The 21,996-nt window shown below is 63.4% G+C and carries 20 protein-coding genes; 15 read left to right on the top strand and 5 right to left on the bottom strand.

All coding sequences use genetic code 11. From position 1 onward, the window contains the following. Positions 1–7: 7 nt before the first annotated feature. The 5 genes from BHV64_RS04140 to BHV64_RS04120 all read right to left on the bottom strand — a co-directional run bounded on the left by BHV64_RS04140 (position 8) and on the right by BHV64_RS04120 (position 4,069). Entirely contained in the window at positions 8–955 is a 948-nt protein-coding gene (locus BHV64_RS04140) for a FecR family protein (protein WP_217727726.1), read from the bottom strand. A 100-nt stretch (positions 956–1,055) separates the two neighbouring features. Then, positions 1,056–1,313 carry a sigma factor-like helix-turn-helix DNA-binding protein gene (locus BHV64_RS04135; protein WP_022061380.1) on the bottom strand — a complete coding sequence of 86 codons (258 nt, stop codon included), beginning with the start codon at positions 1,311–1,313 and terminating at the stop codon, positions 1,056–1,058. Beyond that, positions 1,310–1,654, bottom strand: coding sequence for an RNA polymerase sigma factor (locus tag BHV64_RS04130; protein WP_288115582.1), 345 nt, complete (start codon positions 1,652–1,654; stop codon positions 1,310–1,312). Before BHV64_RS04130 ends, BHV64_RS04135 begins: the two co-directional genes overlap by 4 nt. Before the next feature lie 194 nt (positions 1,655–1,848). Continuing rightward, entirely contained in the window at positions 1,849–3,507 is a 1,659-nt protein-coding gene (locus BHV64_RS04125) for an AMP-binding protein (protein ID WP_015548077.1), read from the bottom strand. 7 nt (positions 3,508–3,514) lie between these two features. Continuing rightward, a complete protein-coding gene (locus BHV64_RS04120; RefSeq protein WP_022061378.1) occupies positions 3,515–4,069 on the bottom strand; it encodes a helix-turn-helix domain-containing protein in 555 nt (184 codons plus the stop codon). Between the two features lie 520 nt (positions 4,070–4,589). Between BHV64_RS04120 and hisG the strand changes: the two genes are divergently transcribed. From hisG to BHV64_RS04045, 15 genes are all read left to right on the top strand, one after another. Continuing rightward, positions 4,590–5,441 carry an ATP phosphoribosyltransferase gene (gene hisG / locus BHV64_RS04115; protein WP_015548078.1) on the top strand — a complete coding sequence of 284 codons (852 nt, stop codon included), beginning with the start codon at positions 4,590–4,592 and terminating at the stop codon, positions 5,439–5,441. Between the two features lie 15 nt (positions 5,442–5,456). Beyond that, positions 5,457–6,752: a histidinol dehydrogenase gene (hisD, locus tag BHV64_RS04110; RefSeq protein ID WP_015548079.1), complete on the top strand. Its 1,296-nt coding sequence runs from the start codon at positions 5,457–5,459 to the stop codon at positions 6,750–6,752. Continuing rightward, positions 6,749–7,783 (top strand): histidinol-phosphate transaminase, encoded by a 1,035-nt coding sequence (gene hisC / locus BHV64_RS04105; RefSeq protein ID WP_217727727.1) that lies wholly within the window; start codon positions 6,749–6,751, stop codon positions 7,781–7,783. The genes hisD and hisC overlap by 4 nt, the downstream gene beginning before the upstream one ends. Then, positions 7,780–8,907, top strand: coding sequence for a bifunctional histidinol-phosphatase/imidazoleglycerol-phosphate dehydratase HisB (gene hisB / locus BHV64_RS04100; RefSeq protein WP_149887856.1), 1,128 nt, complete (start codon positions 7,780–7,782; stop codon positions 8,905–8,907). Before hisC ends, hisB begins: the two co-directional genes overlap by 4 nt. Continuing rightward, entirely contained in the window at positions 8,904–9,500 is a 597-nt protein-coding gene (gene hisH, locus BHV64_RS04095; RefSeq protein WP_217727728.1) for an imidazole glycerol phosphate synthase subunit HisH, read from the top strand. The genes hisB and hisH overlap by 4 nt, the downstream gene beginning before the upstream one ends. A 4-nt stretch (positions 9,501–9,504) precedes the next feature. Further along, entirely contained in the window at positions 9,505–10,233 is a 729-nt protein-coding gene (gene hisA / locus BHV64_RS04090) for a 1-(5-phosphoribosyl)-5-[(5-phosphoribosylamino)methylideneamino]imidazole-4-carboxamide isomerase (protein ID WP_147620901.1), read from the top strand. Then, on the top strand, positions 10,215–10,967 hold the full coding sequence (gene hisF / locus BHV64_RS04085) for an imidazole glycerol phosphate synthase subunit HisF (RefSeq protein ID WP_015548083.1): 753 nt from the start codon (positions 10,215–10,217) through the stop codon (positions 10,965–10,967). Before hisA ends, hisF begins: the two co-directional genes overlap by 19 nt. 7 nt (positions 10,968–10,974) lie before the next feature. Next, a complete protein-coding gene (gene hisIE, locus BHV64_RS04080; protein WP_015548084.1) occupies positions 10,975–11,595 on the top strand; it encodes a bifunctional phosphoribosyl-AMP cyclohydrolase/phosphoribosyl-ATP diphosphatase HisIE in 621 nt (206 codons plus the stop codon). 131 nt (positions 11,596–11,726) lie between these two features. Beyond that, the gene (locus BHV64_RS04075; protein WP_288115581.1) at positions 11,727–12,245 is read left to right on the top strand and encodes a sigma-70 family RNA polymerase sigma factor; all 519 of its coding nucleotides are present in this window, start codon (positions 11,727–11,729) and stop codon (positions 12,243–12,245) included. Between the two features lie 237 nt (positions 12,246–12,482). After that, the gene (locus BHV64_RS04070; protein ID WP_288115580.1) at positions 12,483–13,664 is read left to right on the top strand and encodes a FecR family protein; all 1,182 of its coding nucleotides are present in this window, start codon (positions 12,483–12,485) and stop codon (positions 13,662–13,664) included. A 62-nt stretch (positions 13,665–13,726) separates the two neighbouring features. Beyond that, complete coding sequence (locus tag BHV64_RS04065) at positions 13,727–17,113, top strand: SusC/RagA family TonB-linked outer membrane protein (RefSeq protein WP_240048045.1); 3,387 nt, start codon at positions 13,727–13,729, stop codon at positions 17,111–17,113. A gap of 17 nt (positions 17,114–17,130) precedes the next feature. Next, positions 17,131–18,672, top strand: a complete 1,542-nt coding sequence (locus BHV64_RS04060; RefSeq protein WP_276770345.1) for a RagB/SusD family nutrient uptake outer membrane protein — start codon at positions 17,131–17,133, stop codon at positions 18,670–18,672. Between the two features lie 25 nt (positions 18,673–18,697). Next, the gene (locus tag BHV64_RS04055) at positions 18,698–19,495 is read left to right on the top strand and encodes a DUF4843 domain-containing protein (RefSeq protein ID WP_147620896.1); all 798 of its coding nucleotides are present in this window, start codon (positions 18,698–18,700) and stop codon (positions 19,493–19,495) included. Positions 19,496–19,508: 13 nt separating this feature from the next. After that, entirely contained in the window at positions 19,509–21,095 is a 1,587-nt protein-coding gene (locus tag BHV64_RS04050) for a PKD-like family lipoprotein (protein ID WP_138266201.1), read from the top strand. 153 nt (positions 21,096–21,248) lie between these two features. After that, complete coding sequence (locus tag BHV64_RS04045; RefSeq protein WP_217727730.1) at positions 21,249–21,839, top strand: RNA polymerase sigma-70 factor; 591 nt, start codon at positions 21,249–21,251, stop codon at positions 21,837–21,839. The last annotated feature ends 157 nt before the right edge of the window (positions 21,840–21,996 follow it).

Genomic DNA, 21,996 nt, shown 5'->3' with positions numbered 1-21,996 from the left:
TGAATCTCTATCGGTTTCTGTAAAGCTCGAAATGGTTCTTGCGGCTGCGGCAGAGGATGCGGCTGTCGGCCGAGATGATCCGCATGATTTCGTGGATGTTCTCGCCGTCGACGAACTCACCCGTGAAACAGATCCTGCGCAGCCGTTCGTCGGGGATCGTGATGTCGACGTTGAACTGCCTTTCGAGGCTCCGGGCGATCGACGCCAGGGGTTCGGCCCGGAAGTAGAGCCTGTCCTCCTGCCACGAGAGCACCTGCTCGACGTTCACCCTGCGCAGCGACAGCAGCCCGGAGGTCCTCTCGAAGAATCCCTGCTCGCCGGGACGCAGCCGCACGCTCCGCGACTCGGGACCGCCGTCCACCAGCAGGCTGCCCGTCGCCAGCGTGATCTGGTAATTCTCGTCCTCGGAATAGGCGTGCACGTTGAAAGTCGTTCCGAGCACCGTCGAGACGACCTGTCCCGTGACGACGACGAAGGGCCTGCGGGCGTCGTGCTCGACCTCGAAATAGGCCTCGCCGTCGACCTCCACGCGGCGTTCGTCGCCGAACAGCGCGGGATAGACGATGCGCGTGCCGCCGTTGAGCCGCACCCGCGAACCGTCGGGCAGCACCACGTCGGACTTCACGCCCAGAGGCGTCGAGACGCTCACCGGCTGCGCCGCGGCGACCAGACGGCTTTCGGTCCGGCGTCCGCCCATGAACCAGCTGCTGCAGACGACGCCCGCCATCACGGCCGCAGCCGCGGCGTAGCGGACGATCCGCATCCGGATTCCCCGGCGGCGGATGCGCGAGCGCACGTCGGCCCACACCGCCTCCCGCATTCCGTCGGCCATGGCGTCGACTCCGGGTCCCACCCGGATGCCGTCCAGCAGCTCCGCCAGCCTGCGGCGGTCGCGCTCCGAACCTTCGATCAGTTCCGCCATCTCCGGCTCCCTCTTCGTATGCTGATATTGCATGATTTCTCCTTTTTGGTCGTATACACATATAGAGTGCGAAAGCCGCGGTTCCGTTTAAGGGAACCGCGGCTTTTTTTCGTTTTTTTCATTCCGGCAGGCGTCAGAAACGCGCCGTGAAGAGGAACAGCAGCAGGGAAACCAGCTTCAGGTCGGGATAATGCGTGCGTATGCCGGCCACGATCCTGTCGACGGCGATCTTGATCTGGACCCGCACCGTGCTCTCGGAGAGCGACAGCGCCTCGGCGATCTCGCGCGACGACAGCCCCTCCTGCCGGTTGAGCAGGAACACCGTGCGGCAGCGTTCGGGCAAATCGTTTATGAGACGGCGCACCAGCTCCTCGACTTCGGCCTCTATCAACCGGCTATCGGGAGCGTCTTCGCTGTGGGGGGGGGGGAATTTCGGTCGATCAGCGAGATGGGAATCTCCTCGAACGAGAGGCAGCGGCGGCGCGTACGGGACTCCTTCAGATACCGGTTCGCCTCGTTGCGCGCGACGACGTAGAGGTAGGCGTCGATGTTTTCGATCCTCCGCAGCGCGACGCGGGACTTCCAGACGGCGACGAAGACGTTGCTCACGACCTCGCCGCAGGCCTCCCTGTTGCGCAGAAAATAGTAGGCGAACCGGAAAACGCTCCGGTAATAGAGATCATAGAAAACCCGGAAAGCGTAATCGTCGTTCTCGCTTACGGAAACAAGCAAATTCTCAAGTTCTTTTTTCTTCTCCACGTCCGGGCATGTTCAGGCTTTCACAAGACAAAATTAGGAAACTTTTTCAGAACCGCAATATACGGTTCCGTTAAAATCCCGCGACGCGGCCCCGGAGCGGCAGCCGCAAAGAGAGAGAGGGACCGCGCCCTCCGCACGGTCCCTCTCCCCGCCGGCCTGCGGCCGGATTATTTCCCTTCGTCGCCGCTGCGGATCTCCTTGCGGCGGATCTTGCCGCTGATGGTCTTGGGCAGCGACTCCACGAACTCGATCACGCGCGGGTATTTATAAGGAGCCGTGATGCGCTTCACATGGTCCTGCAACTCCCTGACCAACGCCTCCCCGGCCTGCCCGCGGTAGGCCTCGGCGAGCACGATCGTCGCCTTGACGACCTGGCCGCGGATCTCGTCGGGAACGCCCGTAATGGCGCACTCCACCACCGCCGGGTGGGTCATCAGGGCGCTCTCCACCTCGAACGGACCGATGCGGTAGCCCGAACTCTTGATCACGTCGTCGGCACGCCCCACGAACCAGTAGTAGCCGTCCTCGTCGCGCCACGCCACGTCACCCGTATAATACACCCCGTCGTGCCACGCCTCGCGGGTCAGCTCATCGTTCAGGTAGTAACCCTTGAACAGACCGAGGGGCTTGCCCCCGTCGGTGCGGATCACGATCTGCCCCTGCTCGCCGTCCTCGGCCGAACGGCCGTCGGGGGTCACCAGGTCGATCCGGTACTGGGGATTGGGGACGCCCATGCTCCCGGGTTTGGACTTCATCCACGGGAACGTGGCCAGCGTCAGCGTCGTCTCGGTCTGCCCGAAGCCCTCCATCAGGCGGATGCCCGTCAGACGCAGGAAGGTGTCGTACACGGCTCCGTTCAGCGCCTCGCCCGCCGTGGTGCAGTACTCCAGCGACGAGAGGTCGTATTTGGTGAGATCCTCGCGAATCAGGAAGCGGTAGACCGTCGGAGGCGCGCACAGCGACGTGATGCGGTACTGCTCGATCTTGCGCAGCATGTCCGCGGGCGTGAACTTCTCGTGGTCGTAGACGAACAGGCAGGCCCCGGCCAGCCACTGCCCGTAGAGTTTGCCCCACGCGGCCTTGGCCCACCCCGTGTCGGCGATCGTCAGGTGCAGGCTGCCTTCGTGGAGGTTGTGCCACAGCAGCCCCGTGGTGATATGCCCCAGCGGATAAGTGAAGTCGTGGGCCACCATCTTCGGCTCGCCGGTCGTCCCCGAGGTGAAATACATCATCATCACGTCGTCGTTGGCGTTCACCCGCTCCGGGCGCACGAAAGGAGCCGCCTTTTCGATGCCGGCGTGGAAATCGAGAAACCCTTCGGGGACCTCGGGCCCCACGCTGACGAGCAGTTCGGTCGTGGGGCTTTCGGGCATGGCCGCCGCGATGTGATCGGTGATCACCCGCTCGCCCGCCGCGACGATGGCCTTGATCCCGGCCGTATTGCAGCGGTAGACTACGTCCTTTTTGGTCAGCAGGTGGGTTGCCGGGATCACCACCGCGCCCAGTTTGTGCAGCGCCAGAATCGAGAACCAGAACTCGTAGCGGCGCTTGAGGATCAGCATCACCACATCGCCCTTTCCGATGCCGAGGCTCTGGAAATACGAGGCCGTGCGGTCGCTTTCGCGCTTGATGTCGGCAAAGGTGAACCGGATTTCGGCGCCCTGGTCGTCGGTCCACAGCAGCGCCTCCTTGCCGGGCTGCTCGGCGGCGTATGCGTCCACCACGTCGTAGCCGAAATTGAAATTCTCCGGAACCCGTATGTGCAGGTTCTTCCGGTAATCCTCCTGCGAGACGAAGGAGGTCTGGGATAAAAATCGCTCTACCATGCTGCCGTTACATTATTATGGCCAGAAACCGCACCGTTTTGCCGTCGAGGGCTTTCATCCCGTGCGGCAGACCCGAATCGAAATAGAGGCTGTCGCCCGTGTTCAGTACGATCTCCTTGCCGTTCAGCCCGATCAGCAGGCGGCCCTCCAGCACGTAGTTCATCTCCTGCCCGGGATGGCAGTTCAGGTGCATCGGGGCGTCGTCCGCAGCCGGCTCGACCGTCACGATGAAGGGGTCGATCTTCCGGTCGCGGAATCCCGCCGCCAACGCCTCGTACTTGTAGGCCTTCTGCCGTTCGACCGACACGCCCTTTCCGGCGCGGGTGATGAAATAGGCGTTCATCTTCGGCTCCTCGCCGAACATCAGCACATCGAGGCTGATCCCGTAATGGCGGGATATGGTTTGCAGCACGTTCACCGAAAAATCGGCCGTGCCGCTCTCCATCTCCCTGTACTGTCCGACCGGAAGGTTGCAGCTCGCAGCCACCTCCTCCTGGGTCAGTTCAAGCGCTTCGCGCAGCCCGCGCAAACGGGTCGCAATCGACTGAATAGGGTCACACATTGTCTTTTCGTTTTAAATGAAAGGTCCGCGCTGCGGGTCCCGGACGAACAGATTACAATCCGGAAGGCCGCCCGTACGGCCCCTGCGCACCGCACGGGCCGTTTTCACTGGATGCAGGCCGTAAATATACTAAAAACTCTTAAAAACCGCAACTTCGCGCTCCGTTTCCCTTCCGCGCGCCTGCGGCGGCTGTAATCAATCCGGCGGCGGAGCGTTTCGCCAAACGAGAGCGGCGGCCATCCTCCCCGACCGCCGTTTTTCCGCCGGATGCAAAAAAATCCGGGCCGGATTTTGTTTTTTCCCGCAGAAACCCTATATTTGCCTCCAACAACCGGACGAATGACGATTTTCAACCATATCCATCATCACCATCACCACTTTACCGAGGGGTAGGTCGATTATGTATATGTAAGAGGTTATTATAGAATACATGAAGCTCACCCCCTGCGGGTGGGCTTTTTTGCGTGCCGAACCGCAGGTGGGTGTCCGAAAGAAGCAAACAATCAAACACACACCGAATATGTTACGAATAGCCATCCAGGCCAAGGGCCGACTGAACGAACAGAGCATCGACCTGCTTTCCGAAGCAGGCATCCGCGTTGCCGAGAGCAAGCGCAAACTCATCTCCCGCGCGGAAGGGTTTCCGCTGGAAGTCCTCTACCTGCGCGACGACGACATCCCGCAGGCCGTCTCGATGGGGGTCGCCGACCTGGGCATCGTGGGGCTGAACGAGGTCGCCGAGAAGGGTTTCCCCGTCGAGCAGATCATGGACCTCGGGTTCGGAGGCTGCCGCCTCTCGCTGGCCGTACCCAAAACGACCGCCTACGAAGGCCTCGCGTTCTTCCGCGGCCGGCGCGTCGCCACCTCCTACCCCAACATCCTCGCCCGCTACTTCGCCGAGAAGGGGATCGAGGCCGAGATCCACACCATCGAAGGCTCCGTGGAGATCGCCCCGGCGGTAGGCATGGCCGACGGCATCTTCGACATCGTCTCCTCGGGCGGCACGCTCATCTCCAACGGGCTGGTCGAGGTCGAGAAGGTCCTCTTTTCCGAGGCGGTGCTCATCGCCTGCCCGGGGCTTGACAGCGACAAGCGCCGCGAAACGGAGCAGCTGACCTTCCGCCTCAACTCGATCCTCGACAGCCGCGGCATGAAATACGTGCTGATGAACCTCCCCAAGGAGCGGCTCGGCGACGCCATCCGGATACTCCCCGGCATGCGCAGCCCGACGGTGCTGCCGCTGGCGCAGGAGGGGTGGTGCTCGATCCACGCCGTCATCTCCCAGGACCAGTTGTGGGAGCGCATCGAACGGCTCAAGGAGATCGGGGCCGAAGGCATCCTGATCCTGGCACTCGAAAACATGATCCGCTAAAAATCCGGAACCGTCATGGAAATTCTGAAAATCCACAACAATCCCGAACGCGCCGAGTGGGCCGCCCTCACCGAGCGCTTCACCCGGGAAGAGGAGGAGATCACGCGACAGGTGACCGAAATCCTCGCCGACGTAAAATCCGGCGGCGACCGCTCGCTGCGCGAAGTCACCCGCCGCGTCGAGGGGCGCGATCCCCGGACGTTCGAAATTCCGGCCGACGTGCGCGCCGCAGCCGCCGCGCTCATCCCCGCCGCGCTGAAAGAGGCCCTCGCCGCCGCGAAAGCGAACATCGAGACCTTCCACCGCGCCCAGCTGCCGCCCGAGGTCGACATCGAGACGATGCCGGGCGTCCGGTGCGTGCAGCGCGCCGTGCCGATCCGCCGCGTGGGCCTTTACATCCCGGGCGGCAAGGCGCCGCTCTTCTCCACGGTGCTGATGCTGGCCGTCCCGGCCCGCGTCGCCGGCTGCGGGGAGGTCATCCTCTGCACCCCCGCGCGCCCCGACGGCACGATAGCCCCCGAAATCCTCTATGCCGCCGATCTGTGCGGCGTCGACCGCATATTCTCCGTCGGCGGGGCGCAGGCCGTGGCGGCCATGGCCTACGGCACGGAGAGCATCCCGCGCGTCGACAAGATTTTCGGTCCCGGCAACCGCTATGTCACCAAGGCCAAGCAACTGGTCGGCGCCAACGACGTGGCCGTCGACCTGCCCGCCGGGCCCTCGGAGGTGCTGGTGCTGGCCGACGACGAAGCGTCGCCCGCCTTCGCCGCCGCCGACCTGCTGTCGCAGGCCGAACACGGAGGCGACAGCCAGGCGGTGCTGGTCTGCCCGTCGGTGGAGTTCGCCCGCGACACCCAGCGGGCCGTCGGCGAACAGCTGCTCCAACTGCGCCGCGGCGAGACCATCCGCGAGGCACTGCGCCAGAGCCGCATCGTGGTCCTCGACAGCCGCGAAAAGATGATCGGCTTCGCCAACGCCTACGCCCCCGAGCACCTGATCATCTCGATGCGCGACGCCTGGGACGTCGCGGCGCAGATCACCGCCGCCGGAAGCGTCTTCATCGGCCCCTGGTCGCCCGAAAGCGCCGGGGATTACGCCTCGGGAACCAACCACACGCTGCCCACGGGCGGCTGGGCGCGGGCTTACAGCGGCGTGAACACCGACTCGTTCCTGCGCAAGATCACCTATCAGGAACTCTCGCGCAAGGGGCTTGCGACCCTCTCCCCGACCGTCATCGCCATGGCCGAGGCCGAGGGTCTCGGGGCGCACGCCGCCGCCGTGCGCGTCCGCATGAAAGGAGGTGTGCTGTGAAACCGCTCGAAGAACTGGTGCGCCCCAACATCCGGGCGTTGAAACCCTACTCCACGGCCCGCGACGAGTTTTCCGGCGGAGAGATCACGACGTGGCTCGACGCCAACGAAAACCCCTACGACAACGGTGTCAACCGCTACCCCGACCCGCATCAGAAGCTCCTCAAACAGAAGATCGCCGCGCTGAAAGGCGTGCGCGAAGAGCAGGTCTTCATCGGCAACGGCAGCGACGAGGCCATCGACCTCTGCTACCGCATCTTCTGCCGTCCGGGCGTCGACAACGCCGTTTCGATCGCCCCGACCTACGGCATGTACCGCGTCGCCGCCGACATCAACGACGTCGAGATGCGCGAGGTCGCGCTCGGCGCGGACTTCTCGCTTCCGGCCGACGCCCTGCTGGCGGCCGCCGACGAGCGCACCCGTCTGCTGTGGCTCTGCTCCCCGAACAACCCCACGGGCAACGCCTTCCCGGCGGCCGGCATCGAACGGCTGCTCCGCGAATTCGACGGCATGGTCGTCCTCGACGAAGCCTACATCGACTTCGCCGCCGGGCCGGGATTCCTCGCACGCCTCGGCGAATTCGGGAACCTCATCGTCCTGCAAACCCTCTCGAAGGCGTGGGGCATGGCGGGGCTTCGCCTCGGACTGGCATTCGCGTCGGAAGCCGTCGCCGGACTTTTCGCACGCGTGAAATATCCCTACAACATCAACAGCCTCGCGCAGCAGGCCGTCGCCGAACGGCTCACCGAAGACATCGCCCCGCAGGTGGCCGAAATCCGCGCCGAGCGCGACCGGCTCGCGCCGCAGCTCGCGGCCTGCCCCGCCATCGAGCGGGTCTACCCTTCGGATGCCAATTTCATCCTGGTCCGCACCCCCGATCCCGACCGCATGTACGACGCGCTGATCTCGGCCGGGGTCATCGTCCGCAACCGCTCGCGCATCCCGGGCTGCGAAGGATGCCTGCGCATCACCGTCGGAACCCCCGCGGAGAACGCCCGGATGATAGAAACCGTCAAAAACTTCCGATTATGAAAAAAGCCCTCTTCATCGACCGCGACGGCACGATCATCGCCGAACCCGCCGACGAACAGATCGACAGCCTCGAAAAACTCGCGTTCGTACCCGGAGCCATCTCCGCCCTGAAGGCGCTCACGGGCCTCGGGTTCGACCTCGTGCTGGCCACCAACCAGGACGGGCTCGGCACCCCGTCCTTCCCCGAGGATACCTTTTGGCCGGCGCATAACAAAATGCTCGCGACGCTCGGCGGCGAGGGCGTCGCGTTCGACGACCAGCTGATCGACCGCACGTTCGAGGCCGACGCCGCCCCCACGCGCAAACCCCGGACAGGGATGTTCGGCCGCTACACGGGCGGCGAATACGACCTCGCGGCGAGCTACGTCATCGGCGACCGCGCGACCGACATCCTGCTGGCCCGCAACCTCGGGGCGCGGGGCATCCTGCTCGCTCCCCCCGCCGAAGGGCTGCGGACGCTGGAGGAAGCCGGCGCCGCCGACGCCTGTGCGCTGATCACCGACTCGTGGAGCGAAATCGCCGAATTCATCCGCCGCGGCGAACGCCGGGCCGAAATCCGGCGCGAGACCCGCGAGACGCAGATCACCGTCCGCCTCGACCTCGACGGCCGCGGGGATTTCAACGGCCAAATCTCCACGGGCCTGCGCTTTCTGGACCACATGCTCGCGCAGATCGCCCACCACGGCGGCGTCGCGCTGGCCGTCGACGCGCGGGGCGATCTGGACATCGACGAACACCACACGATGGAGGACGTGGCCATCACGCTGGGCGAGGCCGTCGACCGCGCGCTGGGCGCGAAGGCCGGGATCGCCCGCTACGGCTTCGCCCTGCCGATGGACGACTGCCGGGCGCTGACGCTGCTCGACTTCGGGGGCCGCATCGACTTCGAGTGGGACGCCTCGTTCCGCCGCGAGCGGGTTGGCGACGTTCCGACCGAAATGTTCCGCCACTTCTTCCACTCGTTCGCATGCGCCGCGCGGTGCAACCTCCAAATCTCGGCCCGCGGCGACAACGACCACCACAAGGCCGAGGCCGTCTTCAAGGCCTTCGCCCGCGCCCTGCGCATGGCCGTGGCGCACATCCCGTTCGATTACACCGTCCCCAGCAGCAAAGGAGTCCTATGATAGCCGTCGTCGATTACGCCACGGGCAACCTGCGGTCGGTTGCCGACGCCCTTCGCCGCGCAGGGGCCGAATTCACGCTCACGGCCGATCCCGCCCTGCTGCGCGGGGCCGACAAAGTGATCCTCCCGGGAGTCGGCGAGGCCTCGTCGGCCATGTCGCAGCTCCGCGAGCGGGGACTCGACACGGTGATCCCCTCGCTCACGCAGCCCGTCCTGGGCATCTGCATCGGCATGCAGCTGATGTGCCTTTCGAGCGAGGAGGGCGACGCCCGCTGCATGGGCATCTTCCCGGCCCGGGTCCTGCGGCTTCCGGCCACGGCGGCCGACGGCGCGCGGCTCAAAGTCCCCCACGTGGGCTGGAACACGATCACCTCGCTCCGCTCGCCGCTGTTCGACGAAACGGCCGGGGAGACCTATGTATATTACGTCCACTCCTTCGCCGCCGAACCCTGCGCCGCAACCATCGCCACGACCGACTACGGTCGCCCGTTCAGCGCGGCGCTCGGGAGCGGCAACTTCTTCGGCACGCAGTTCCACCCCGAAAAAAGCGGTGCGGCGGGCGCGCGGATTTTACTCAATTTTCTAAACCTCTGACACCATGATCGAAATCATACCCGCAACGGACATCATCGGCGGCCAGTGCGTGCGCCTCACGCAGGGCGACTACGCCAGCCGGAAGACCTACTACCGCGACCCGCTCGAAGCGGCGTTCCGCTTCGAGGAGGCGGGCATCCGCCGCCTGCACATGGTCGACCTCGACGGCGCGAAGGCCTCGGAGCCGCGCAACCTCGCCGTGCTGGAACGCATCGCCGCGCGGACCTCGCTCGAAGTGCAGTACGGCGGAGGCATCAAGAGCCGCGAGGCCCTGCACAGCGTCTTCGACGCCGGAGCGCGCCGCGCCATCTGCGGCAGCGTCGCCGTCCGCCGGCCCGACCTTTTCGCCGCATGGCTCGCGGAGTTCGACCCCGGGCGGCTGATCCTCGGGGCCGACGTCCGCAACGGCGCGGTGGCCATCGAGGGCTGGCTGGAAAGTTCGACGCTCTCGGCCCCCGAGCTGATCGGGCGATTCATTCCGCAGGGGCTTACGCAGGTTATCTGCACCGACATCTCCCGCGACGGCATGCTCTGCGGCCCCTCGGCAGCCTTCTACGCCGACCTGCAAGGCCGCTTCCCGACGGTGGAGATCACCGTCAGCGGCGGCATCTCTTCGATGTCCGACATCGAAGAGTTAGACCGGCAGGGCCTGCGGAGCGTCATCGTCGGCAAAGCCCTCTACGAAGGGCGCATCACCCTCAAAGACCTCGCGCGATGCTTGCCAAACGCATAATCCCCTGCCTCGACATCCGCGACGGACAGACCGTCAAGGGCATCAACTTCGTGGGACTGCGCCAGGTCGGCGACCCCGTGGAGCTGGGTGCGAAATACGCCGCCGAAGGGGCCGACGAACTGGTCTACCTCGACATCAGCGCCTCGGAGGAGGGACGCCGCACCTTCACGGAGCTGGTCGCGCGCATCGCCGCGCGCATCGACATCCCGTTCACCGTCGGAGGCGGCATTTCGTCGGTCGACGACGCCTCCAGGCTGCTCGACGCCGGAGCCGACAAGATCACCCTCAACAGCGCCGCCGTGGCCAACCCCGCGCTGATCGACGCCATCGCCGCCAGATACGGCTCGCAGTTCGTCGTCGCGGCCATCGACGCCCGGACCGTCGACGGCCGCTGGGTCGTCACGACCCACGGAGGCCGACGCCCCACCCAGCGCGAACTCTTCGCCTGGGCCGCCGAGGCCGCCGACCGCGGCGCGGGCGAAATCCTCTTCACCTCGATGGACCACGACGGCACGAAGAACGGCTACCCGTGCGACACCTTCGCGCGGCTGGCGGAACTGCCCGTCCCGATCATCGCCTCGGGCGGCGCGGGCACGGCGGACCACATCGCCGACGTGCTGACCCTCGGCCGTGCCGACGCGGCGTTGGCCGCCAGCATCTTCCATTACAACGAGATTCCGATACCCGTATTGAAGCGGGAGTTGAAGAAACGCAACATAAACGTCAGATTATAAAACCACTATGAAAATCGAAGGAAAACCGTTTTCGGCGTTCGACGCCGCAAAACTCCCCGGCGGACTCGTCCCCGCCGTCATTCAGGACGACCGCACCCTCCAGGTCCTCATGCTGGGCTACATGAACCGCGAAGCCTATGAAAAAAGCCTCGCCGAAGGCCGCGTCACGTTTTACAGCCGCTCGCGCCAGCGTCTCTGGACCAAGGGCGAGACCAGCGGCAACTGGCTCGACATCGTGTCGGTGGCCGCCGACTGCGACTGCGACACGCTGCTCATCCGCGTCATCCCCCACGGCCCGACCTGCCACACGGGGTCGAAAACCTGCTTCGGAGAGGCCGTGCCCGAAACCGAAGGTTTCATCCGCTACCTGCAAAGCGTCATCCGGGGACGTCACGCCGAGATGCCCGAAGGCTCCTACACCTCGAAGCTCTTCAACCGCGGCGTGAACAAGATCGCGCAGAAGGTCGGCGAGGAGGCTGTGGAGACCGTCATCGAGGCCGTGGCCCAGAACCGCGAGGCGATGATCTACGAGGCTTCGGACCTCGTCTACCACCTGCTCGTGCTGCTCGAAGCCACCGGATGCTCGATCGCCGACCTCGAAAAAGAGTTGGCGCGCAGGCACTCCTGACCCCTCCCGGAAGCGTTCCGACACCCGGAAAAGCCGCTTCGGGCGAAAGAATGTAACGAATTGTTTGCTTTTTTCGCCCGAAGCGCTTATTTTTGCAATCGAACACCGTCAGCATCAGCGTCAAAGACTGCATGAAAACCGTAATCACATCCGAATACGAAGTCCTGTTCCGCCAACATTTCCGGCTGGCGACACTCTATGCCGAACGCATCGTCGGTTCGGCCCACGAAGCCGAGGACATCGTGCAGGAGGTCTTCATCGCGCTGCTCGACGTCGATTTCAGCCAGATCCGCCAGAAGGAGAGCTATCTCTACCGCTGCGTGCGCAACGCGGCGCTCGACCACCTGCACGCCCGGATGAAGAACCGCTTCTACGACATCAACTCGAAGGAGACGGTGCGCCTGGCCGCCGAAGAGAACGCCCCCGGCGACGAACAGGCTATGATCGAGCAGATTGCGGCCATCTACCACCGGATCGAAGCGCTGCCCGAACAGGGACGCCGCATCTTCAAGATGATCTGCATCGAGCACAAAAGCTACGTCGAGACGGCCCGCCTGCTTTCGCTCTCGCTCCACACCGTGAAGACCCACATGTCGCGCTCGTTCAAAGCCCTGCGCAAAATATCGATGTTCTTCCTCACGCTTTTTTAGGTCCCGGACAGCCGGAGTCCGCCCCCCCGAATCCGATTTTAATCCGACCCGATTTCGCCCCACCGCACCGAAAGGACGAAATCCCAATTCCGCTTTTGTGTTACAATCCGTAACCCACCTGCAAATTTTTCACAAAAAAACGCCGGCATTGTATGTCCGGCGTTCGTTTTTTCGGTCTATTCCATAGGAAACGTTGTTTCCGGCCACACCGACCAACCTGAAAACACGGAAAACGACATGAGTTTCGAAAACCAGATCAAAGAAATACTCAAAGCCCGCCTCGAGGGAACCGCCACCGAAGAGGAACTGGCGATCCTCCGGGAGTGGCTCGACCGCTCGCCGCAGAACCGGGAGTTGGCGGAACTGCTGGAGGAGTCGGCGGAGAACCTTCCGCTGCTGGGCCGGATATACGGCTACGACGAACAGCGCGTATGGGGCAACATCCGCAAGGCGGCCCGCAAGCGCCGGATGCGCATGCTGGCTGCCACGGCCCGGAAATACGCGGCGGTCGCCGCCATGGCGGCGCTGCTGGCCGGCGGCGGCTGGTGGACGCTCGGCCGCCGGGCCGAACGGCTCGCACGGCAGGCTTACATCGAGCAGCTGACGCCCGGGGTGCGGGGCGCCGTGCTGACCCTTTCGTCGGGCGAGAACGTCGCGCTCGAAGCGGGCGGGCGGCGGATGCTCGTCGAACAGGACGGCACGCGCCTCGAGATCGCCGGCGAGGAGCTGGCCTACCACAAGGTGGAGGCCGAGCAGGAGATTCCGATGACGAACACCGTCACCGTACCGCGCGGCAAGGAGTTCTCGCTCCGCCTCTCGGACGGCACGCAGGTATGGCTCAACTCCGAGTCGAGCCTCGTCTTCCCGGTCCGCTTCGGCGACGGGCCGCGCGAGGTGACCGTGACGGGCGAAGCCTACTTCGACGTGGCGCACGACGCCTCGCGGCGGTTCGTGGTCCACGCCGACACGGTTTCCGTAAGCGTCTACGGCACGGCGTTCAACATCTCGTCCTACGCCGACGAGGGCGCGATCGAGACCACGCTCGTGAGGGGCAGCGTCGAGGTGCGGAGCGGACACCGCCGCGCAATGCTCCAGCCGGGCCAGCAGGCCCGCGTGGGGCGCGAAGGGGCTATCTTCGACGTGCGGCAGGTCGCCGCCGAAGATTACGCCGCCTGGACCCGGGGACTGTTCACCTTCAACGACGAGACGATCGCCTCGATATGCCGCAAACTCTCGCGCTGGTACGGCGTGGAGATCGTCCCGCGGGGCGTCGACGCCGACAAGGTGCGCTACACGGGCGTCGTGAAACGCTACGAAACCTTTGCCGAAATGGCCCGTCTGCTGGCGCGCACCGATCAGATACGCGCCGATGTCGAGGAGGGGAAGATCGTGCTCTGCATCGACCGTGACGACGATTGATGCCGGTTAGTTGGGAAGCCGCCCGACGGGGCGGCATTCGTGTCACTTAAAACACAGCTATTATGAGGAAACTTTACCTATCAGTATCGCACCGAAGGCCATGGCTTGCCGTGTGCATGTGGCTGCTGGCGATTTCCGTCTGGGGCGCGCCCCGGCAGGCGACGGCGAGCGAAGCCTACCAGCAGCGCAGGGAACGCATCTCCGTATCGTTCCGCAACGCGTCGCTGGCCGAAGTTCTCCAACGGATCAAACAGCAGACGGGATATTACATCCTCTATAATAGCGACGCCGTGCGGGGAATCGGCGGCATCTCCTTCAGCAAGGCCGACGCCCCGGTGCGCGAAGTGCTCGACGAAGCGCTGCGCGGCACGCGGCTCGAATACTCGATCGACGACGACACGATCGTGATCCGTGGCCGAAGCGGGGGGGGGAACGCCTCCGCCCCGCAGAAAGCCCCGGACAAGGTCGTCAGCGGACGTGTGACGGACACGGCCGGCGCGCCGCTCGTGGGCGTGAACATCCTGATCCAGGGGACCGCCACGGGAGTCGTGTCGGGGTCCGACGGCGGATTCTCGATCCGCATGCCCGAGGGCCGCGACAACCTGATCTTCTCCTACATCGGCTACGTCTCGCAAACGCTTCCCTCGGCACAGACCAGACTAGTCAGGCTGGTGCAGGACGAACAGGAGATCGAAAACGTCGTGGTGACCGGCATCTTCACCCGCAAGAAGGAGAGCTACACGGGTTCGGCCACGACCATCACGTCGGGCCAGCTGGCCCGCGTGAGTAACCGCAACGTCTTCGAGAGCCTGAAAAACATCGAGCCATCGCTCTACATCATGGACAACACGCTGATGGGCTCCGACCCCAACACGCTGCCGGACATGCAGCTGCGCGGTATCACCACCTTCCCCTCGGAATCCACGGGCGTCAGTATCAAGGGCAACTACCAGAACCGCCCCAACCAGCCGCTGTTCATCCTCGACGGGTTCGAAACCACGGCCGAGAAGGTGATGGACATGGACATGACCCGTATCGAGAGCATCACCATCCTCAAGGACGCCGCGGCCAAGGCGCTCTACGGCTCGAAGGCCGCCAACGGCGTCATCGTCATCGAGACCAAACGCCTGGCCGGCAATCAGGAGCTGGTGACCTACACCGGAAGCATCGAGGTGTCGATGCCCGACCTAACGAGCTACAACCTCTGCAACGCCTGGGAGAAGCTCGAGGCCGAGCGCATCGAGGGCGTCTACACCTCGGCGAATCCCCAGACGCAGGTGGATCTCACCAAACGCTACAACGCACTCAAAGCGCAGGTGCTCGGCGGACTGGACACCTACTGGCTCGCAAAACCCCTGCGCACGGGCGTCGGCCACAAACACACCCTCTCGGTCGAACTGGGCGACAGCCGCAAACTGCGGGCGATGATCGACTTCTCGTACAACAACGTGGCGGGCGTGATGAAGGGTTCGGAGCGCACGGTGCTCTCGGGCGACGTGAACGTTTCGTACCGCAAGAAAAGCTTCCTGTTCCGCAACATATTGAGCGTCAGCAACACCAGGAGCGACAACTCACCGTGGGGCGATTTCGGGGACTACGCCCGGATGAATCCCTACTGGAGCGCCGTCGATCCCCAGACGGGCCAGATCGCCCGCTGGGCCTACGACGAAGTGGCCAACCCGATGTACGACGCCACGCTCGGAACGCTCGACCGCGAGACCTACACCAGCGTGACGGACAACTTCTACGCCGAATGGCAGGCCACCGAGGCGCTGAAACTCACCGCCCGCCTCGGCATCGCCGTAAAGCGCAGCGACGCCGACGAATTCTATCCGGCCAAGCATTCGAAATTCGCCACCTCGGCCTACGAAAGCACGAGCATGCAGCTGCGCAAAGGCTCCTACCAGCTCGACAACGGCAAGAGCAGCGACATTTCGGGCGAAATCTACGCCAACTACGCCAAAAACTGGGGCAGGCACTACCTCTACGTCAACGCCGGCGGCCGGATCGCCGAAAACACGTACAGCGCCTACCAGCACTACGCCGAGGGATTCCCCAACAGCCAGACGGCCGACATCACCTTCGCCCGGCAGTACGCCCAGGACAAAAAGCCCGTCGGCATCTCGTCGATCACGCGCGAAATCAGTTTCCTGGGAACCGCGTCGTACAGCTACGACGACCGCTACAACGTCGACCTCACGTTCCGCGAAAGCGCCTCGTCGCTCTACGGCGCCGACAACCGCTGGTCGTCGGCATGGAGCGCCGGCGTGGCGTGGAACCTCCACAACGAACCCTTCCTGCGCGATCAGGACGTTTTGAAACAATTCAAGATCCGCGCCTCGGCCGGACTGACGGGCAACCAGAACTACGACACCAACGAAGTGCTGGCCACCTATCTCTACTACACCGGGGCCACCTACCACGGACAGACGGGCGCCTACCTCTCGAAGATGCCCAACCCCGCCCTCAAATGGGAACAGCGCATGGACTACAACGTGGGCGCCGACATTACGGTCCACCGCGCAACGATCGCCTTCGACTACTACAACTCGGTGACCGAGAACATGCTCACCGACGTGGCAATCCCCACCTCCACGGGTTTCGACACCGTGAAGGACAACCTGGGCAAGGTCCGCAACCGCGGCATCGAGGCCAAATTGAGCTATACGCTCTGGCAGGGCAAACAGGGCTTTTTCAACCTCTTCGGCTCGATCGCCTATAACAAGAACATCATCATCAACCTCTCCGAAAGCCTCAAGGCCTACAACGAAAAGATGATGGCCCAGGCGCAGGACAAGAGCAACTCGACGCCCGTGCTGATCTATCAGGACGGAATGCCGATGAACGCCATCTGGGCCGTGCCGTCGCTGGGCATCGACCCCACGACGGGTCAGGAAATCTACGTCAGGAAGGACGGCACGCTGACCTACGAGTACGACGCGCAGGATCAGGTCGTGGCCGGCATCAGCGACCCCAAGTACCGCGGCAACTTCGGCTTCGCGGCCGAATACAAGGGCTTCGGGTTAAGCGCCACCTGCACCTTCCTCGGCGGCGGGCAGCGGTACAACACCACGCTGGTCAACAAGGTCGAAAACGTCGACATCCACTACAACGTCGACCGCCGCGTGCTCTACGGCCGCTGGCAGACCCCGGGCCAGAACGCCATGTTCAAGAAACTCGGCTCCTACACCGACGAAAACGGCAAGCAGCACGACGAAAAGACCCGGGCCACGACGCGCTTCGTGCAGGACAACAACGAGCTGACGTTCTCGTCGCTGAGCCTCTATTACGAATTCAACCCGCGGCTGATCAGCAAAATCCGCCTCAAGCGGCTCAAGCTGGCCTTTTACATGAACAACATCGCCACGCTCTCGTCGATCCGCATCGAGCGCGGCACGACCTATCCCTTCGCACGGAGCATGTCGTTCCAGCTGACCGGAACCTTCTAACACAAACCACCGAAGCCATGAAAAACAGCATCAAATACCTCCTTCTGTCCGCCGCAGCCCTCGCAGCCGTCTCGTGCGAGAGCTGGCTCGACGTGACGCCCCCGTCGGAAATCCGCGCCGAGGCCCACTACTCCTCGGCCGAAGGCTTCCAGCAGACGCTCATCGGCTGCTACCTCGCCATGGGCGAAACCGACCTCTACGGCGAAAACCTGACGTGGCACATGGTCGAAATACTGGGCCGCCAGTACGACGCCCGCAAGAACACCGCCGCGGACGACTACGACCTCGACCGCTACAACTACAAAACCACGAAATCCACCGAAGTGATCGAAAAGGTCTGGGAGAAATCCTACTCGGTGATCGCCAACGTCAACGACGCCCTCGACCACATCGACCGCCGGAAGGACGAACTCGACTCGGTCAACTACCGCATCATCAAGGGCGAACTGCTCGCCGTGAGGGCCTACATCCACTTCGACCTGATACGCCTGTTCGGGTGCAGCGACCTGGCCGGACGCACCGACCTGGAGAGCCGTCACACGGTCCCCTACCTGACGAGCGTCGACAAGGACGCGGCGCCGCAGCTGACCTACGCCGAGACGCTCCGCCGCATGATCGCCGACCTCACGGAGGCCGCCCGCCTGCTGGAGATCGACCCCATCCGGGCCAGGTATCCCGAAAGCATCTATACCGAAGCCAACGTCGACAAATTCTACGATTACCGCTACATGCACCTGAACTACTTCGCCGTCAAGGCCCTGCTGGCGCGCGTCTGCATGTGGGAAGGCAGCGACGAAAACAAACACACCGCGTTGCTGGCCGCCCTCGAAGTGATCGACGACCCGGCATCGGTCGGAATCGCCGGCGGGCTGACGCTGCGCACGTTCACCGACTCCGCCAAGGCCCCCACGACCGAGATGTGCTTCCCGAGCGAACATATCTTCGCGCTCGGCGTCACGGACATGGCCAAGAAGATCGCAAGCAACCTCAACCGCGAATATTCGGAACAGGACCGCCAGTACCGCACGCTGTGCATCAAGAACTCGGTCGCCGACGATCTTTTCGAAATCAAGGGCGCCGGCATCTCCGACTGCCGCTACAAACAGCTCTACCACAACACCAACTACTGGCCCGAGGGGACCAAGACCCCTTCGAAGCTCTATCAGCAGACCTCGACGGGCGCCGACTACCGCCACAAGGACCTGATGCCGCTGATCCGCCTGCCGGAGATGTACTACATCGCCGCCGAGTGCCGCATCTCCGGTCCGGACAAGGACCTCGGCGAAGCCCGCAGCCTGTTGCAGGAGGTGCGCAAGGCCCGCGCGGTCTACGAAGAACTGGATGCCGACCTCGACGAGGCGGGCCTGATGGCCCAGCTCGAAAAGGAGTACCGCAAGGAGTTCATCTGCGAAGGCGTGGTCTTCTATTTCTACAAGCGGCTGGGCTACGAGAAACTGCCCCGCCAGAGCGACGTGATGAGCGGCAGCAAGGTCATCGACGACGCCGTCTACATGCTGCCCTACCCCGATTTCGAAATACAGTCGGGACGCGTACAGTAAGTCGAACGATTAATTGTTGAGAAGCATGAAAAAACTGATCTGCATACTGCTGGCCGCGGCGACGGCGGCCGGCTGCGAAAAGGACGACCCGACACGCTACGACATGTCGCAGGGAAGGGTCTGCTTCCCGGGGGCTGCGCCCAACGAAACGGCCGAATATCCCGGATACTCGAATTCCGACAGCACGTTCTACGCCTCGATGACCTTCAAGCAGCAGCCCGAAGGGGTCGCCGAGGCGGTGATCGAGGTCCCGGTGAAACTCATCGGCGGGGCCTCCGGCTCCGACCGGAAAATCGGCGTCCGCGTTCTCGAAGAGGGAACCACGGCGCAGCCCGGGCAGTACGAAATCCTCGGCGCGGAGGTTCCGGCCGGGAAGACCTACGGCGCCATCCGCATCGAGGTCGCCAAATCGGCCGAACTCGACACGCAGCAGCGCGAACTGACGCTCTGCCTGACCGATTCGCCCGACCTCCGGGTGGGACCGGACCTCTACCTGAAAGCCAACGTCTCGTGGCACAACATGCTGCCGCGGCCCGCGACGACCAAGCAGTGGTCCACCTACAACGCCTTCATCGAATCGGAGGCATCTTCGGGCAGCTCGTCGACGGAGGCTTACAGCCAGGCCGGCCACCAGCTGCTGCTGGACATCTTCGGCTGGGAGGTGTTCCCCGACTGGGGACCCGATTACAGCTACTACATCGACGCCTGGCGCGCCAGGGCACAGGCCTGGTACGACGAATGGAAGGCCGCCAACCCCGGGCAAAAACGCATCCACGAATCAGGCTCCATGAAGGGCCGGGAGGTAACGATCCGCACCAAGTAAACGACGAACGACCATGAGAAAACACACCCTATATCTGTTGCTGGCAGGCTGGGGCCTGCTCGCCGCGTCGTGCTACGACGACAAAAGCACGTTGCAGACCACCCATATCCCGCCCGTGGAGATCGAAGTGCCGGAAGCCATCGCCTCGCAGCTGACGGTGGTGCACAACGCACGGCTCGACATCACGGGCATCCGCATCACCAAAGACGGCCGGGAGAATCCCGAGGAGCTTACCTACGAATGGACGGTGAGTCAGACCGACAACGACTCGGAGGCGATTTCGCTCGCCACGACGCGCGAGTTCCACGAAGTGATCGACCTGCCGATCTCCTCGAAAGGCTACCTGTTCCTGCTGACGGTCACCGACACCGCCCACGACCTGAAGTACCAGTACAAGTGGACGCTCATCGTGACGGCCCAATTCAACGAAGGGCTTGTGGTGGCCTACACCCGGGACGGAACCACCTCGGACCTGGGACTGATCATGCACCCGCAGCTGACCGAGACCTACTCGGGCGCGGAGCAGGGAACCGTCGAAAAGGAGCTGATCAGCCGGCGCAACGGCAGTCCGTTCCCCTCGGCGGTCACCCACATGCTCTACACCTACGACAAAACCGACAAGAAAAACATCCTCTGGGTGTCGACCGACGACGACCTGATGCGCGTGGAGACCGATTATTACGAAATCCTGGGCCATAAGGAGGATGCGTTCGTCTACCTGCCCGGAAAGCTCGACATCCGGAGCCTGCTCAACACCTACCAGTGCACGATGATCCTCAACGACGGCGACATTTACGAAACGCTGCTCAGCCGCGGCCGGATCTCGACGCCCGTCAGCGGAACCGAAACCATGACCGTCGACAACGGCGTCGTTTCGGCCCACTCCGCTCCGGGCAGCACCCGCAAACCCAGCACGATCTTCTACGACCGGGAACAGGGCAAGTTCTGCTACGGCTACAACCAGACGTTCTACGCCTGCGGCAGCGTGGGTTCGTCGCCCTTCGACCCGGGGAACGCCCCCGGCCTGCGGTGCATCGCGGGCGGCATCAGCATCGACAACGCCACCCACACCCTGCTGATGCGGAAAGCCGACGGCAACCATGCGCTCTACACCTTCGGCAACTACTCCGCTTCGGCCGGCGCACCCGCCGCCAAGCTGATCTACGAAATCCCGGCGGAGGCCAACGCCCTCATCGCCGAAGCCGTGAGCTTCGTCTTCTCGCGATTCGACCCGATCCTCTACATCGCCACCCGCAGCGCCATCTACAAGGTGATCTTCACGACGGGCAGCGTCAATTTCGACCCGGCGCCCGTCTTCACGGCCCCTGCGGGCGAGCACATCACCCTGGCCCGCCTCTACCTGCAAGGCTACTACGCCATGGAGAACTACGACGGCTCGTCGACCCTTCCGAGCAACGCCTCGCTGGCATGGAGCAGCCGCGCGGTGACGGTGGTCACCTCGAAGGACGACGGGAACGACAAGATACACGTCGTGCCGCAGATCAACTTCGGCAGCGGACAGCTCGACCAGCCGAACGCGCTGGTGTTCGACGGCTTCGGCAAGATACTCGACTTCACCGTCGCCGGGCTTTACAAGTAGCCCGCACCGGCGTCGAAACACGCCCCATGCCGCAGATATTTTCAGAGCGTCTGCGGCATTTTTTTACTTTTTTGATTATATTTGCCTCGGTTTCACCCCCGAAAAGCGGCGGAAACCGCCCAAAACAAAAAAGCATCAGGACGGACCCGACAAATGCACAGCGAATCCAAACGGTATGATTTCGAACGGCTCTACATCGACTGCCAACCCCGGTTGACGGCCTATGCGCTGCGTTTCGTCAACAACCCCATCGAGGCGCAGGACCTGGTTCACGACTGCTTCATGGCGCTGTGGGACCGGCAAGCCCCCCTCGACCCCGAAGAGGCCCGCATGCTGCTGTTCGCCATGACCCGCAACCGATGCCTCAATTACCTGAAGCACAAAAGCATCGTCGACCAATACACGATCAGCTGCCTGGCCCGGGCGAAAATCGGGGAGGAGCGTCTTTACAACTACGATTTCTCCTTCGCCGAAAACGGGCATCCCTACCTGTACCAGGAGTTGGAACAGCAGATACAGCGCATCATGGACTCGCTGCCCGCACGCTGCCGCGAAGTGTTTTTGCTCAGCCGGTTCCAGGGGTTGAAGAACCGGGAAATAGCCGAACGGCTCCACATCTCCCTGCATACGGTCGAGCGGCACATCCAGCGCGCCCTGCGCATCTTCGCCGAAGCCCTCGAACGCGAACAATCCATTTACCTGCAAATACTGATCCTCGCCTGGCTGATGAACCAGCCGTCCTGAAGCCTTCCAGAGGCGAATTTCAAAAAATATGCGATTTTTTCCGGAACCGGGGGGGGGTAAAATCCGCCCCGATTGTTGTATGTATGTATGCGTACAACAACCGACCCCATGAACGAAAGCCTGAAAGAACTCGCCGTCCGCTATTTCGAAGGACCCA

It is taken from the genome of Alistipes sp. 56_sp_Nov_56_25 (assembly GCF_001915285.1).
GTDB lineage: Bacteria > Bacteroidota > Bacteroidia > Bacteroidales > Rikenellaceae > Alistipes > Alistipes shahii.
The sequence above is the reverse complement of the archived record's forward strand: the minus strand, read 5'-3'. Positions and strand labels throughout refer to the sequence as shown.